This is a genomic window from Pseudomonas shirazensis, from assembly GCF_050496565.1.
GTDB classification, from domain to species: domain Bacteria; phylum Pseudomonadota; class Gammaproteobacteria; order Pseudomonadales; family Pseudomonadaceae; genus Aquipseudomonas; species Aquipseudomonas shirazensis_A.
The window spans coordinates 174925-188730 of sequence record NZ_JBNWAE010000006.1 but is presented as its reverse complement, the minus strand read 5'-3'; the positions used below and the strand labels follow the sequence as shown (position 1 = coordinate 188730).

General features: G+C 61.7%; 13 protein-coding genes. 11 read left to right on the top strand and 2 right to left on the bottom strand.

The window, feature by feature from the left end; translation table 11 throughout:
* Positions 1–5: 5 nt before the first annotated feature.
* Positions 6–3296: a ribonuclease E gene (gene rne, locus ACQZ2L_RS11225; protein ID WP_430326093.1), complete on the bottom strand. Its 3291-nt coding sequence runs from the start codon at positions 3294–3296 to the stop codon at positions 6–8.
* A 782-nt stretch (positions 3297–4078) separates the two neighbouring features.
* On the opposite strand from rne, the gene rluC reads away from it, so the two are divergent.
* The 3 genes from rluC to sppA are packed head-to-tail and all read left to right on the top strand — an operon-like array spanning position 4079 to position 6714.
* Positions 4079–5044, top strand: a complete 966-nt coding sequence (rluC, locus tag ACQZ2L_RS11220) for a 23S rRNA pseudouridine(955/2504/2580) synthase RluC (protein ID WP_430326092.1) — start codon at positions 4079–4081, stop codon at positions 5042–5044.
* Positions 5041–5718, top strand: a complete 678-nt coding sequence (locus ACQZ2L_RS11215; protein ID WP_430326091.1) for an HAD family hydrolase — start codon at positions 5041–5043, stop codon at positions 5716–5718. The genes rluC and ACQZ2L_RS11215 overlap by 4 nt, the downstream gene beginning before the upstream one ends.
* Positions 5719–5724: 6 nt before the next feature.
* Positions 5725–6714: a signal peptide peptidase SppA gene (sppA, locus tag ACQZ2L_RS11210; RefSeq protein ID WP_430326090.1), complete on the top strand. Its 990-nt coding sequence runs from the start codon at positions 5725–5727 to the stop codon at positions 6712–6714.
* 170 nt (positions 6715–6884) lie between these two features.
* Here sppA and ACQZ2L_RS11205 read toward each other — a convergent pair whose 3' ends face one another.
* Positions 6885–7463, bottom strand: coding sequence for a Maf family protein (locus ACQZ2L_RS11205; protein ID WP_430326089.1), 579 nt, complete (start codon positions 7461–7463; stop codon positions 6885–6887).
* 94 nt (positions 7464–7557) lie between these two features.
* On the opposite strand from ACQZ2L_RS11205, the gene ACQZ2L_RS11200 reads away from it, so the two are divergent.
* The 8 genes from ACQZ2L_RS11200 to pabC all read left to right on the top strand — a co-directional run bounded on the left by ACQZ2L_RS11200 (position 7558) and on the right by pabC (position 13805).
* Positions 7558–8085, top strand: a complete 528-nt coding sequence (locus ACQZ2L_RS11200) for a YceD family protein (protein WP_314878168.1) — start codon at positions 7558–7560, stop codon at positions 8083–8085.
* A 13-nt stretch (positions 8086–8098) separates the two neighbouring features.
* Positions 8099–8281, top strand: coding sequence for a 50S ribosomal protein L32 (rpmF, locus tag ACQZ2L_RS11195; protein ID WP_016485486.1), 183 nt, complete (start codon positions 8099–8101; stop codon positions 8279–8281).
* A 3-nt stretch (positions 8282–8284) separates the two neighbouring features.
* A complete protein-coding gene (gene plsX / locus ACQZ2L_RS11190) occupies positions 8285–9295 on the top strand; it encodes a phosphate acyltransferase PlsX (protein ID WP_430326088.1) in 1011 nt (336 codons plus the stop codon).
* Positions 9296–9422: 127 nt separating this feature from the next.
* Positions 9423–10361 carry an ACP S-malonyltransferase gene (gene fabD, locus ACQZ2L_RS11185; protein ID WP_430326087.1) on the top strand — a complete coding sequence of 313 codons (939 nt, stop codon included), beginning with the start codon at positions 9423–9425 and terminating at the stop codon, positions 10359–10361.
* A gap of 16 nt (positions 10362–10377) precedes the next feature.
* Positions 10378–11118, top strand: a complete 741-nt coding sequence (gene fabG, locus ACQZ2L_RS11180; protein WP_430326086.1) for a 3-oxoacyl-ACP reductase FabG — start codon at positions 10378–10380, stop codon at positions 11116–11118.
* A gap of 215 nt (positions 11119–11333) precedes the next feature.
* A complete protein-coding gene (gene acpP / locus ACQZ2L_RS11175) occupies positions 11334–11570 on the top strand; it encodes an acyl carrier protein (protein WP_430326085.1) in 237 nt (78 codons plus the stop codon).
* A gap of 169 nt (positions 11571–11739) precedes the next feature.
* Positions 11740–12984, top strand: coding sequence for a beta-ketoacyl-ACP synthase II (fabF, locus tag ACQZ2L_RS11170; protein WP_101321480.1), 1245 nt, complete (start codon positions 11740–11742; stop codon positions 12982–12984).
* Entirely contained in the window at positions 12984–13805 is an 822-nt protein-coding gene (gene pabC / locus ACQZ2L_RS11165; protein WP_430326084.1) for an aminodeoxychorismate lyase, read from the top strand. The genes fabF and pabC overlap by 1 nt, the downstream gene beginning before the upstream one ends.
* Position 13806: the final 1 nt, after the last annotated feature.

The following is a 13806-nucleotide window of genomic DNA, read 5'->3' as shown; positions in this document are numbered from 1 at the left end:
GGTTATCAACCGTGATGAGGTTTGTGCTCATCGGTCGATGCCTGGGCCTGAGCTGCGGCAGCAGCGGCCTCGGCTTCGCGCTTGCGGCGACGCACTTCACGTGGGTCGTTCGGTGCGCGGCCGTTGGCAAGCATTACTGGCGCCGGTTCAGCCGCTACAGTCGCTGCCTCGACAACCTCTGGCTTGGCTTCAACCGGTGCAGCCTGCTCGACCACCGGTGCTTCGACTGGCGAGGCCGCTGGGGCCTCGGCAACGTGCACTGGCTTCTCGGCTTCACCCGACTCGACCACGGCGGCTTCGGCCACTGGCGCTTCAACCACAGGGGCTTCGGCGGTTGGTGCCTCGACCACTGGCGCTTCAGCAACTGGCGCTGCAGTTTCCACCTCTGCTGCGGCAACCGGGGTTGCTTCAACGGCAGGTGCTTCGACTACTGGCTGCGGCGCAACTTCGACAACCGGCTCGATGCTCGGCTCGACCACGGCAACTGGCTCGCTGACAGGCTGCTCGACCACAGGGGCGATAGCGACCTCTTCAGCTTGCTGTGCAGGCTCGGCTGGCAGGGCGATAACTTCACCGGTAGCCGTTTCAGGCGCCTGGGTAGAGGCGATTTCGGCCTGCTGATTGGCTTGTGCTTCGGCTGCAGCGCTGATGTTGCTGGTAGCAACAGCGGCGGTCACGGCCAGGCCAGCGGCCAGGTCAGCACCCAGATCAGTTGCCTGACGTGGTTGCTGCTCTTCACCATTGTCGTTGCCTTCGCTGCCTTCCTCGTCGCCATCGATCAGATCGCCATTGGCATTGCGCTGGCGTTCACGACGGTTGCTGCGGCGACGCTGGCCACGCGAACGGCGACGCGGACGCTCGCCATCTGTGCCTTCCTGCTCGTCCTGCTGCAGTTCGTCGTTCGGCAGTTGCTCATCGGCGACCTCTGCGGCCTGCTCATCAGCCTGTGCAGCTGGGCGCAGTTGACGCTCTTCCTGTGGTGCACGCTCTTCACGAGGGGCGCGTTCTTCACGAGGAGCACGTTCTTCGCGAGGGGCGCGTTCTTCACGTGGGGCACGTTCTTCGCGTGGCGCACGCTCTTCACGTGGGGCACGTTCTTCGCGTGGCGCACGCTCTTCACGTGGGGCACGTTCTTCGCGTGGCGCACGCTCTTCACGTGGGGCACGTTCTTCGCGAGGGGCGCGCTCTTCACGTGGGGCACGTTCTTCGCGAGGCGCACGTTCTTCACGCGGTGCGCGTTCTTCAGTAGATGCAGGGGTAGCGTCAAGTGGCTCACGCAGCTCACGAACAGGGCGCTCGTCACGGTTGCCGCGACGTGGGCGATCTTCACGTGGAGCACGTTCCTCACGCGGTGCACGCTCCTCACGTGGAGCGCGTTCTTCACGCGGTGCACGCTCTTCACGAGGCGCACGTTCTTCACGCGGTGCACGTTCTTCACGCGGCTTGCGCTCTTCGTCGCGACGACCGTTACGGTTGCGGCTCTGCTGACGACCGTTGCGGCGCTCTTCGTTGCGCTGTGGGCGCTCGGTAACAGGCTTCTCGGTGGCGGCCGGTGCAACGACCGGTTCTTCCTTGGCGGCAAACAGGCTCACCAGCGACTTGACCAGGCCTTTGAACAGGCTTGGCTCAGGCATGCTTGGTGCTGGCGCGGCGGCGGCCGGAGCAGCAGTTTCTTCTACAGCAGCCGGTACCGGAGCGCTGGTGCGTGGTGGAGCGGTCTTGACCGCAGCTTCCTGGCGAACCAGGGTGCGGGTCGCGGCCTGCTGCGGCGCTTCCTCGGTTTCGGTAGTGGCGATTTCGTAGCTGGACTGGTTGGTCAGCACTTCCGGATTGTCGTCGCGCAGGCGCTGGACTTCGAAGTGCGGGGTTTCCAGGTGGTCATTCGGCAGAATGATGATGCGGGCACGGGTACGCATTTCGATCTTGGTGATCGAGTTGCGTTTCTCGTTGAGCAGGAACGCGGCAACCGGGATTGGCACCTGAGCGCGCACTTCGGCAGTGCGGTCTTTCAGGGCTTCTTCTTCGATCAGGCGCAGGATCGCCAGCGACAGCGACTCGACGTCACGGATGATGCCGGTGCCCGAGCAGCGTGGGCAGACGATGCCGCTGCTTTCACCCAGCGATGGACGCAGGCGTTGGCGCGACATTTCCAGCAGGCCGAAGCGCGAGATGCGGCCAACCTGGACGCGAGCACGGTCGGCCTCGAGGCATTCACGCACACGCTCTTCAACGGCGCGCTGGTTTTTAGCCGGGGTCATGTCGATGAAGTCGATGACGATCAGGCCGCCGATGTCACGCAGGCGCAGTTGGCGGGCGATCTCTTCGGCCGCTTCCAGGTTGGTCTGCAGGGCGGTTTCTTCGATGTCGCTGCCTTTGGTGGCACGCGCCGAGTTGATGTCGATCGACACCAAGGCCTCGGTTGGGTCGATCACGATCGAACCGCCGGACGGCAGCTCGACGACGCGCTGGAAGGCGGTCTCGATCTGGCTTTCGATCTGGAAGCGGTTGAACAGTGGCACGCTGTCTTCGTACAGCTTGACCTTGCTGGCGTACTGCGGCATCACCTGGCGGATGAAGGTCAGGGCTTCTTCCTGGGCTTCGATGCTGTCGATCAGCACTTCGCCGATGTCCTGGCGCAGGTAATCGCGGATGGCGCGGATGATGACGTTGCTTTCCTGGTAGATCAGGAACGGCGCGGTGCGGTCCAGCGAGGCTTCCTTGATCGCGGTCCACAGCTGCAGCAGGTAGTCGAGGTCCCACTGCATTTCTTCGCTGCTGCGGCCAAGGCCGGCAGTGCGCACGATCAGGCCCATGTCGCCCGGTACGGTCAGCCCGTTGAGCGCTTCACGCAGCTCGTTGCGCTCTTCGCCTTCGATACGGCGGGAGATACCGCCAGCACGTGGGTTGTTTGGCATCAGGACCAGGTAACGACCAGCCAGGCTGATGAAGGTGGTGAGGGCGGCGCCTTTGTTGCCGCGCTCTTCCTTCTCGACCTGGACGATGACTTCCTGGCCTTCGCTGAGCACTTCCTTGATGTTGACGCGGCCTTCTGGGGCCTTCTTGAAGTACTCGCGGGAGATTTCCTTCAGCGGCAGGAAGCCGTGACGGTCGGAGCCGAAGTCGACGAAGGCGGCTTCGAGGCTAGGCTCGATCCGGGTGATCTTGCCTTTGTAGATGTTGGCCTTTTTCTGCTCACGGGCGCCGGATTCGATATCCAGGTCGTAGAGGCGTTGGCCATCCACCAGGGCTACACGCAACTCTTCGGGTTGAGTTGCGTTAATCAGCATTCTTTTCATGTTGTACCGTCGGTTTCCGGGCTGCCGGAAACGGCGTTCGGCACACACGACTTCTCATGGTCGGTGTCAAGGTGCGCAAAGGGTGGCGAGCCACCCCCGTGTCGGCGACGTTCGGCACCAGCCGGTTGCCCAGCCTGCCGTTGTCGCGACGACGCGTCCTGTTGCTGCGGTGCTGTGGGCCTGTGGTATCGGGATCAACCTGGCAGGCCTGGTGCACTCAGTCAGGAGGAGGAATCAACCGTCAGCCGTGGACGCCTACGTGGCATCTGTAAGGACCTTATCCGCTCGCCGCCCATTACAGTGGGGCGGTGGCCGGACGCGGTGCTACACGGTCCGAGGGCTGTGCATCTCCACCCTGCACGTATCCCTGATAATTCGGGTGCTGCCGCGCGCTGAATCCGCAACGGGTTGCATTTTTCGCCATCTTCATAAGGGAAGCTGGCGCCATTCATGTCCAAGGCAGGTATTTCCGAAGCATTCGCCGGGTGCAGGAGGAAGTGACGATGGCGGTGCAGAGACACGGCGAAAAAAGCCAGTTAAGCAGGTGAACTACCGCACTTATGATTTTTTTCGGTCTTCTCTACCCGGCGCGAGTGGCGCTTCCAGGTATTTCGATAAACTGGCGAAAGCCCGTAGGACGGCCTCGCGTCCTCGAGAATTGCGTTGGTCAGGGGCTGGCAAAGCGCCGTGTGCCGCTGGCCCACCGCTTTTGGCGGCGTTCGCGACTATAGCAGCAATGATTAAGTGCTTCAATTCCCTAAAAAATTGTTATTATCGGCGCCATGACTACCAATACCCCTCCGACTTCCGGCGTCCAGCTGATCGAAGTCGCGCCGGAGCTTGCCGGCCAACGAATCGACAATTTCCTGATCACGGCGCTCAAGGGCGTGCCTCGCACCCTGGTCTACCGCATCCTGCGCAAGGGTGAAGTGCGGGTCAACAAGGGTCGGGTCAAGCCTGAGTACAAGATCCAGGCCGGTGACATCGTGCGCGTGCCGCCGGTGCGTCTGCCCGAGCGCGACGAGCCGGTGCAGGTGGCACAGTCGCTGCTGCAGCGCCTGGAAGCGGCGATTGTCTATGAAGACAAGGCGCTCATCGTGCTCAACAAGCCAGCCGGCATTGCCGTACATGGCGGCAGCGGTCTGAGCTTTGGCGTGATCGAAGCGTTCCGCCAGTTGCGCCCGGATGCCAAGGAGCTGGAGCTGGTGCACCGCCTCGACCGCGACACTTCGGGCCTGTTGATGATCGCCAAGAAGCGCAGCATGTTGCGCCATCTGCACGCGGCCCTGCGTGGCGACGGTGTGGATAAACGCTATATGGCGCTGGTGCGTGGCAACTGGCCAACCGCGAAGAAACAGGTCAATGCCCCATTGCAGAAGAGCAACCTGCGTTCTGGCGAGCGTATGGTCGAGGTCAACGAAGAGGGCAAGGAAGCGCTGACCCTGTTCAAGGTGCTGCGCCGTTTCGGCGACTTCGCCACCATGATCGAAGCGCGTCCGATCACCGGCCGCACCCATCAGATCCGCGTGCACGCCCTGCATGCCGGGCACATGATTGCCGGCGACAACAAGTACGGTGATGAAGAATTCTCCCGTGAGATCCGTGACCTCGGCGGCAAGCGTCTGTTCTTACATGCCTATGCCCTGACCGTGCCGCTGCCCGATGGGGGCGAGCTCAAGGTTGAGGCACCAGTCGACGAAATGTGGGCCAAGACTGTAGAGCGCCTGGCGCGGCCTGACTTCACATGAGCAAACCCTACGAGCTGCTGATTTTTGACTGGGATGGCACCCTGGCTGACTCTGTCGGGCGCATCGTTCTGGCGATGAATCAGGCGGCTGAGCGCGCCGGTGAGGCGCCCAGTGCCGAAGATGCGATCAAAGGCATTATCGGTCTGGCCCTAGGCGAGGCGATCTGGACCCTGTATCCGCACCTTGAGCCGCTGCAGGTCGAACGCTTCCGTCAGCACTATGCTGATGTGTACATGGCGCTCGATCAGCAGCCGTCACTGTTGTTTGACGGCGTGGTCGAATCGCTGGAGGCATTTCGCGCCCAGGGCTACCGCCTGGCAGTGGCCACCGGCAAGGCCCGTCGCGGTCTCGATCGGGTGCTCAAGGCCAATGGCTGGGAAAACTTTTTCGACATCACCCGGGCGGCTGATGAAACCCGCGGCAAACCGCACCCATTGATGCTCGAAGAAATTCTTGCCCACTGCCGCGCCGAACCCGGTCAGGCGCTGATGGTCGGAGATTCTGCGTTCGACCTGCAGATGGCCAATAACGCCGGCATGCACTCGGTGGCTGTCGGCTACGGGGCAATGTCGCTGCAGGCGCTGGCAGAGTTCGGGCCGCAGGTGTGCATCGATCACTTTTCCCAGTTGCGTGAGTGGTTGGCAGGTTCGGCGCAATTATCAATTCCAAGGTAGGTGAGCATGGCTGACGAGTGGAAAGCGCCCGAGACCGAAGTGGTCGAGAGTGAAGATCGCAAGAGCTGGAAGCTGCTGGAGAAAACCCTCCTTGCCGGCGTGCAGGAGCAGCGTCGAGCGCGACGCTGGGGGATTTTCTTCAAGCTGCTGACGTTCCTCTACCTGTTCGGCATCCTGTTCCTGTTCTCGCCGCTGATGAGCATGGACGGCGCTGCTTCGCGTAGTGGCGCTCATACCGCGCTGGTCGAGGTGCGTGGGGTTATCGCTGATCAGGAGGCGGCTAGTGCCGACAACCTGATCAAGAGCCTGCGCGAGGCATTCAAGGATGCCAATACCAAGGCAGTGGTGATGCGCATCAACAGCCCAGGCGGCAGCCCGGTGCAGTCCGGTTACGTCTATGACGAGATTCGCCGCCTGCGCGCTGAATACCCGCAGATCAAGCTGTACGCAGTGATCACCGACCTCGGTGCCTCGGGCGCCTATTACATCGCCAGTGCTGCCGATGAGATCTACGCCGACAAGGCCAGCCTGGTTGGTTCGATCGGCGTCACCGCGGCGGGCTATGGCTTTGTCGGCGCCATGGACAAGCTGGGCATCGAGCGGCGCACCTACACGGCGGGCGAGCACAAGGCGTTCCTCGATCCGTTCTCGCCGCAAAAGCCTGAAGAGACCGAGTTCTGGCAGGGTGTGCTCAACACCACTCACCAGCAGTTCATTGCGATGGTCAAGCAGGGGCGTGGTGATCGGCTCAAGGACAAAGAGCACCCTGAGCTGTTCAGTGGCCTGATCTGGTCTGGTGAGCAGGCCAAGGCGCTGGGTCTGGTCGATGGTCTGGGCAGTGCCAGCTACGTCGCCAGAGACATCGTTGGCGAGAAGAACCTGGTGGATTTCACTGTTCAGGAATCGCCATTCGATCGCTTCTCCAAGCGCATCGGCGCCAGCGTAGCTGAGCACCTGGCGATGTGGATGGGCTTCCAGGGCCCGACCCTGCGTTAAGCGTTGCTGGCTAACGATGCTGGGGCCGCTACGCGACCCTTTCGCGACACAAGGCCGCTCCTACAGACGCCCAACTGTAGGAGCGGCCTTGTGTCGCGAAAGGGCTGCAACGCAGCCCCGGCGTACTCAAGTCATTCGCAATTCTGAAGATGCCCAGAGATCATGATTCCTCAAGGCACCTGCACGCCTTCCACCAACAGCATATCCACCAGCCGAATCAGCGGCAGCCCGACCAGGCTGGTCGCGTCGCTGCCGTGGGTGCTCTGGAACAGGCTTACTCCCAACCCCTCGGCCTTGAAGCTGCCGGCGCAGTCGTAGGGCTGCTCTGCGCGCAGATAGCGCTCGATGCTGGCCTGGCTCAACTCGCGCATAACCACCGTGAACGGCACGCAGTCGACCTGGCAGTGGCCGCTGCTGCTGTTGAGCAGTGCCAGGCCGGTCAGGAAGGTCACCTGCTGGCCGCTTGCGGCAAGCAACTGCTCGCAGGCGCGCTCGAACGTGTGCGGCTTGCCAAGGATCTGTTCGCCGAGCACCGCGACCTGATCAGAGCCAATGATCAGATGGCTGGGGTGGGTTGCTGCCAATGCCTCGGCCTTTTGCTGCGCCAGCCGCTTGACCAGCGCGATGGCGGGTTCGTCAGGCAGGCGCTGTTCGTCTAGGTCGGGGCTTGCCGAGGTGAAGGGCAGGCGCAGGCGGGCGAGCAATTCGCGCCGGTAGGCAGAGCTGGAAGCCAGTAACAGGGGCAGCATGGTAGACTCCTTGGCAGATCAACCGATTCTATCATCCACTTGCCGCCGAATTTCCTTTGACAGGGGCGGGGGCCATCCCTAGAATGCTGCGCCTATGTTGAATGACCCGATTCCACCTCACGTTGACCCGCGCAAATTGGCCGATCGTGGCGTAACCCTCCAAGGTTCGTCGCAACTCGCTGATTTGGAAAGACTCTGCGACCCGCTTTCCGACAATGTCGGTACGGTGCAGGCGAAGTTCGTTTTTGAACGAGATGAACAGCATGCCGTGGTTATCCACAGCGAGCTCGACGTCGAAGTCAAAATGGTTTGCCAGCGTTGTCTTGAGCTGGTCACCCTACCGATCCACAGCGAGTGTTCCTACGCGGTGGTGAAGGAGGGTGCGAATACCCAGTCGTTGCCGAAAGGCTATGACGTGCTGGAACTGGGCGAAGATCCTTTGGATCTGCAGGCGCTGATCGAGGAAGAGCTTTTGCTCGCCTTGCCCATCGTGCCTGCTCATCATCCGGAAGAATGCCAGCAGCCGGCGGGCCTCGATGAGCCCGAATCGAGCGAGGACGAGGTAACGCGGTCCAACCCGTTCAGCGTCCTGGCGCAGTTAAAGCGTGACCCAAACGTTTAGGAGTTAATCAATTATGGCTGTTCAGCAGAACAAAAAATCCCGCTCTGCCCGTGACATGCGTCGTTCGCACGATGCCCTGTCGGAAAACGCGCTGTCGGTAGAAAAAACCACCGGTGAAATTCACCTGCGTCACCACGTTTCGCCAGAAGGCGTTTACCGTGGCCGCAAAGTGATCGACAAGGGCGCTGACGAGTAAATCTTGTCCGCTCAGATCATCGCGATCGACGCAATGGGCGGGGACTTCGGTCCCCGCAACATTGTTCAGGCAAGTATCGCTTGCCTCTCGGCTACGCCCTCGCTGCACCTGACCCTCGTCGGTCAACCCTCCCTTCTTGAACCACTCGTCAGCGGCCTTGCAGCTGCCGATCGCGCGCGCCTGCAGATTGTGGCGGCCAGTGAAGTGGTGGAGATGGACGAGCGGCCTTCGCAAGCGTTGCGCAGCAAGCCTGACTCGTCGATGCGCATTGCCCTCGAACTGGTGCGGGACGGCAAGGCCCAGGCCTGCGTCAGTGCCGGCAATACCGGCGCGCTGATGGCGCTGTCGCGCTTTGTCCTCAAGACCGTGCCAGGCATTGACCGGCCGGCCATGGTCGCGGCGATCCCGACCCAGTCAGGCTTTTGCCAGTTGCTCGATCTGGGCGCCAACGTTGACTGCAGTGCCGAGCACCTCTACCAGTTCGCCTTGATGGGCTCGGTGGCGGCGCAGGCCCTGGGCATTCAGAGCCCACGTGTGGCGCTGCTCAACATCGGCACCGAAGACATCAAAGGCAATCAGCAGGTCAAGCTGGCGGCCACGCTGCTGCAGAATGCCCGCGGTATCAATTACGTCGGCTTTGTCGAGGGTGATGGCCTGTACCGCGGCGAAGCGGATGTCGTGGTGTGTGACGGCTTTGTCGGCAATATCCTGCTCAAGTCCAGCGAAGGCCTGGCAACCATGATCAGTGCCAGGATCGAGGCGCTGTTCAAGGGTGGTGTGCTGGCCCGCGCTGTTGGCGTGTTGGCCATGCCACTGCTCAAGCGCTTGCAGGCTGATCTGGCGCCTGCACGGCACAATGGCGCGAGTTTTCTCGGTTTGCAGGGCATCGTCATCAAGAGTCACGGTTCGGCAGGGGTCGAGGGCCTGCAGAGCGCTATCCAGCGTGCGCTGATCGAGATCGAGGAAAACCTGCCAGGGCGCCTGCACAGTCGCCTTGAAGACCTGCTGCCTTAGGCATAATCGCCATGAGGTGGTTAAATGTGACCGCTGGGTTTTCGTATCCATCCAAGTTTTCAGATTCCGCGTACGGCCGTGGGCTGGACGCATCCTCTCCGACGACAAGATCATAAGGGCTTGTTCAATGTCTGCATCCCTCGCATTTGTCTTTCCGGGTCAAGGTTCCCAATCACTGGGCATGCTCGCCGAAATCGGCGCAGTAGAGCCGGTGATCGTCGAAACCTTCAAGGAAGCTTCCGACGCTCTGGGCTACGACCTGTGGGCACTGGTTCAGCAAGGTCCGGAAGAGCAACTCAATCAAACCGACAAGACTCAGCCGGCCATCCTCACGGCCTCAATCGCCTTGTGGCGCCTGTGGCTGGCCCAGGGTGGCGCGAAGCCTGCGTTCGTCGCCGGGCACAGCCTTGGCGAGTACAGCGCCTTGGTCGCTGCCGGCAGCCTCAGCCTGAAAGACGCAGTGCGCCTGGTCGAGCGCCGTGGCCAGCTGATGCAGGAAGCGGTCCCGGCAGGCCATGGCGGCATGGCCGCGATTCTCGGTCTGGACGATGAGGTAGTTGTCAGCATCTGCGCTGAAGCCGCAGAAGACCAAGTGGTCAGCGCGGTCAACTTCAACTCGCCAGGGCAGGTGGTCATTGCTGGCAACAAGGCAGCGGTAGATCGCGCCATGGAGCTGTGCAAGGCCAAGGGCGCCAAACGCGCCTTGCCGCTGGCGGTCAGCGTGCCTTCGCACTGCGCCCTGATGCAGCCTGCTGCCGAGCGCTTTGCCGAGTCGGTCAACGCCATCGACTGGCAGGCGCCGCAGATCCCTGTGGTGCAGAACGTTTCTGCAGCCATCCCGGCTGACCTGAGCGTACTCAAGCAAGACCTGCTGGCCCAGTTGTACCAGCCCGTGCGCTGGGTTGAATGCGTGCAGACCCTGGCGGCCAATGGTGCAGTCAATCTGGTCGAGTGCGGCCCGGGCAAGGTCCTGGCCGGCCTGAACAAGCGTTGCGCTGAAGGCGTGACCACCTACAACCTCAATACCCCTGATGCCATCGCCGCCACCCGTGCGGCGCTGGCCTGAAACTGGAGAAGCTTGCATGAGCCTGCAAGGTAAAGTTGCACTGGTCACCGGCGCCAGCCGTGGCATCGGCCAGGCCATCGCCCTCGAACTGGGCCGTCAGGGCGCTACCGTCATCGGTACCGCGACCTCTGCCTCGGGTGCCGAGCGCATTGCTGCCACGCTCAAGGAGCATGGCATCACCGGCGCCGGCATGGAGCTGAACGTGACTGACGAAGCGTCGGTCAACAGCGTCCTGGCCGCGATTCAGGAGCAGTTCGGTACTACCGCGATCCTGATTAACAACGCCGGCATCACCCGCGACAACCTGATGCTGCGGATGAAAGACGACGAGTGGTTCGACGTGATCGACACCAACCTCAACAGCCTGTACCGCTTGTCCAAGGGCGTGCTGCGCGGCATGACCAAGGCGCGTTGGGGCCGCATTATCAGCATCGGCTCGGTTGTGGGTGCCATGGGCAACGCCGGTCAGGTAAACTATGCCGCCGCCAAAGCCGGTCTGGAAGGTTTCAGCCGCGCTCTGGCACGTGAAGTCGGGTCGCGCAACATCACCGTCAACTCGGTAACTCCAGGTTTTATCGACACCGATATGACCCGTGAGCTGCCAGAGGCACAACGTGAAGCGTTGCAGACTCAGATTCCGCTGGGCCGTCTGGGCCAAGCCGACGAAATCGCCAAGGTAGTTGCTTTCCTGGCGTCCGACGGCGCAGCCTATGTCACAGGTGCTACAGTGCCTGTGAACGGCGGGATGTACATGTAACACCGCAACTCAATGTGACGGATTGCTTCAAAAAAGAGTCATACTCCGAGCTTAAAATCCGTTATAAAGCTGCAACCAGATTCCGGGCAGAGGGTCGAGTGACCACTTAGCCAGTTGATGGCAGGGCGCGTTACGCTTGAAAAGCAGGCGTCTTGCTATAAACTCGGTCACCGGCCAGCTGCCTGACATATGTCCATTAGGAGTGAAAACTAGGTATGAGCACCATCGAAGAGCGCGTCAAGAAAATCGTCGCCGAGCAACTGGGCGTCAAGGAAGAAGAAGTGAAGAACACCTCTTCCTTCGTCGAAGACCTGGGTGCCGACTCGCTTGACACCGTTGAGCTGGTGATGGCTCTGGAAGAGGAATTCGAGACCGAAATCCCTGACGAAGAAGCCGAAAAAATCACTACCGTTCAAGCTGCTATCGACTACGTCACCAGCCACCAGGCTTAAGACGTTTGTAGTCGACGCTTCTTGTCGGGGAAAACCGCACTGCCGTCACTGGCGTGCGGTTTTTTCTTTGCGAGATGTGTGAAACAGGCCCCAAGAGCCTTTTGCCATTGCCTTTTGCTGCAGAATGCAACGGCAAGAGACTCTGTTACTGGACAATGAGGAGAGTACTGTGTCGCGTAGACGCGTCGTGGTCACTGGTATGGGCATGCTGTCGCCGCTGGGTACCGATGTACCGAGCACCTGGCAGGGCATTCTGGCTGGCCGCAGTGGCATCGGTCCGATCGAACATTCCGATCTGACGGCCTACTCCACCCGTTTTGGCGGCTCGGTGAAAGGCTTTGAAGTCGAGCAGTACTTGTCGGTCAAAGAGGCCCGCAAGCTCGACTTGTTCATTCAATACGGCCTGGCCGCAGGTTTCCAGGCGTTTCGTAACGCCGGGCTGGAAATCAACGACAGCAACCGTGAGCGGATCGGCGTAGCCATGGGCTCCGGTATCGGCGGCCTGACCAACATCGAAGAGACCAGCCGGACCCTGCACGAGCAAGGCCCGCGGCGCATCTCGCCGTTCTTTGTGCCAGGTTCGATCATCAACATGATCTCCGGCTTCCTGTCGATCCATCTGGGTCTGCAGGGTCCGAACTATGCCATCGCCACCGCCTGCACCACCGGCACCCATTGCATCGGCATGGCCGCGCGCAACATTGCCTACGGTGAAGCCGATGTGATGATCGCCGGTGGCGCTGAAATGGCCGCGTGTGGCCTGGGCATGGGCGGCTTCGGTGCTTCGCGGGCGCTGTCGACGCGCAATGACGAGCCAACCCGGGCCAGCCGGCCTTGGGACAAGGGCCGTGATGGTTTCGTGCTGTCCGACGGTGCCGGTGCGCTGGTGCTCGAAGAGCTCGAGCACGCCAAGGCGCGCGGCGCCACCATCTATGCCGAGTTGGTTGGCTTTGGCATGAGCGGTGATGCCTATCACATGACCTCGCCACCGGATTCCGGTGAGGGTGCGGCGCGCTGCATGACCAACGCCCTGCGCGATGCCGGTATCGCCCCGGAAGAAGTCAGCTACATCAATGCCCACGGCACCTCGACCCCGGCTGGCGACATCGCCGAAGTGGCCGCGATCAAGCGTGTGTTTGGTGAGCATGCATACAAGGTGGCTGTGAGTTCGACCAAGTCGATGACAGGTCACCTGCTCGGTGCTGCCGGTGCCGTGGAAGCGATCTTCAGTGTGCTGGCGATCAACAGCCAGATGGCGCCGCCGACCATCAACCTGGATGAGCCGGACGAAGGCTGCGATCTCGACTTCGTTGCCCATCACGCCCGCAGCATGCCGATCGACGTGGTGCTGTCCAACTCGTTCGGCTTTGGTGGTACCAACGGCTCGCTGGTGTTCCGCCGGTTCGCCGACTGATGCACAGCTGGATCGACGGCCAACCCGCGACTGCAGTCAACCTGCATAACCGCGGGCTGGCCTACGGCGATGGTTTGTTCGAAACCATCGCCGTACGTGCCGGCAAGCCCAGCCTGCTGGAGCTGCACTTGCAGCGCCTCGCACTGGGCTGCCAGCGTCTGGCTATCAGCATCGACCTGCCACTGGTACGCGATGAACTGCTGCGCTTTGCCAGCCATCTAGGCGAGGGCGTAGCCAAGCTGATCGTCACCCGTGGCGACAGCCAGCGCGGCTACGCGCCAGGCATTGGCGCCGCGGCTCGGCGCATCCTTCAGGGCAGCCCGCTGCCACAGTATCCCGCAGTCAATGCCGAGCAAGGCGTGCGCTTGTTCGCCTGCCAGACGCGCCTGGCGGAGCAACCCCTGTTGGCTGGCCTCAAACACCTCAATCGTCTTGAGCAAGTGCTGGCCCGCGCCGAATGGCAGGACGCCGAGCACGCGGAGGGGCTGGTCCGTGACAGTCACGGGCGGGTCATCGAGGGCGTTTACAGCAATCTGTTCATGGTTCGTGGCGGGGTGCTGCATACGCCTGAGCTGAGTCGCTGCGGTGTAGCCGGGGTAATGCGCGGCGCCTTGCTGGCGCAAGCGCCGGCATTGGGCATCCGCGTGCAGGTGAGTGATCTGACCCTGGCTGACCTGGAACAGGCCGAGGAAGTCTTTCTCTGCAACAGCGTGTATGGAATCTGGCCGGTTCTGGAGTGCTCTGCGCTCAAGCTGAACTGGCCGGCGGGGCCGCTCACCCGTAAACTGCAGGCCGTTGCCCGGACGTTACTGGATACCTGAT

What these genes read in the sequence shown, in the direction of transcription:
- rne (WP_430326093.1), bottom strand. Translation starts at nt 3,296, where the DNA reads ATGAAAAGAATGCTGATTAACGCAACTCAACCCGAAGAGTTGCGTGTA.
- rluC (WP_430326092.1), top strand. Translation starts at nt 4,079, where the DNA reads ATGACTACCAATACCCCTCCGACTTCCGGCGTCCAGCTGATCGAAGTC.
- ACQZ2L_RS11215 (WP_430326091.1), top strand. Translation starts at nt 5,041, where the DNA reads ATGAGCAAACCCTACGAGCTGCTGATTTTTGACTGGGATGGCACCCTG.
- sppA (WP_430326090.1), top strand. Translation starts at nt 5,725, where the DNA reads ATGGCTGACGAGTGGAAAGCGCCCGAGACCGAAGTGGTCGAGAGTGAA.
- ACQZ2L_RS11205 (WP_430326089.1), bottom strand. Translation starts at nt 7,463, where the DNA reads ATGCTGCCCCTGTTACTGGCTTCCAGCTCTGCCTACCGGCGCGAATTG.
- ACQZ2L_RS11200 (WP_314878168.1), top strand. Translation starts at nt 7,558, where the DNA reads ATGTTGAATGACCCGATTCCACCTCACGTTGACCCGCGCAAATTGGCC.
- rpmF (WP_016485486.1), top strand. Translation starts at nt 8,099, where the DNA reads ATGGCTGTTCAGCAGAACAAAAAATCCCGCTCTGCCCGTGACATGCGT.
- fabD (WP_430326087.1), top strand. Translation starts at nt 9,423, where the DNA reads ATGTCTGCATCCCTCGCATTTGTCTTTCCGGGTCAAGGTTCCCAATCA.
- fabG (WP_430326086.1), top strand. Translation starts at nt 10,378, where the DNA reads ATGAGCCTGCAAGGTAAAGTTGCACTGGTCACCGGCGCCAGCCGTGGC.
- acpP (WP_430326085.1), top strand. Translation starts at nt 11,334, where the DNA reads ATGAGCACCATCGAAGAGCGCGTCAAGAAAATCGTCGCCGAGCAACTG.
- pabC (WP_430326084.1), top strand. Translation starts at nt 12,984, where the DNA reads ATGCACAGCTGGATCGACGGCCAACCCGCGACTGCAGTCAACCTGCAT.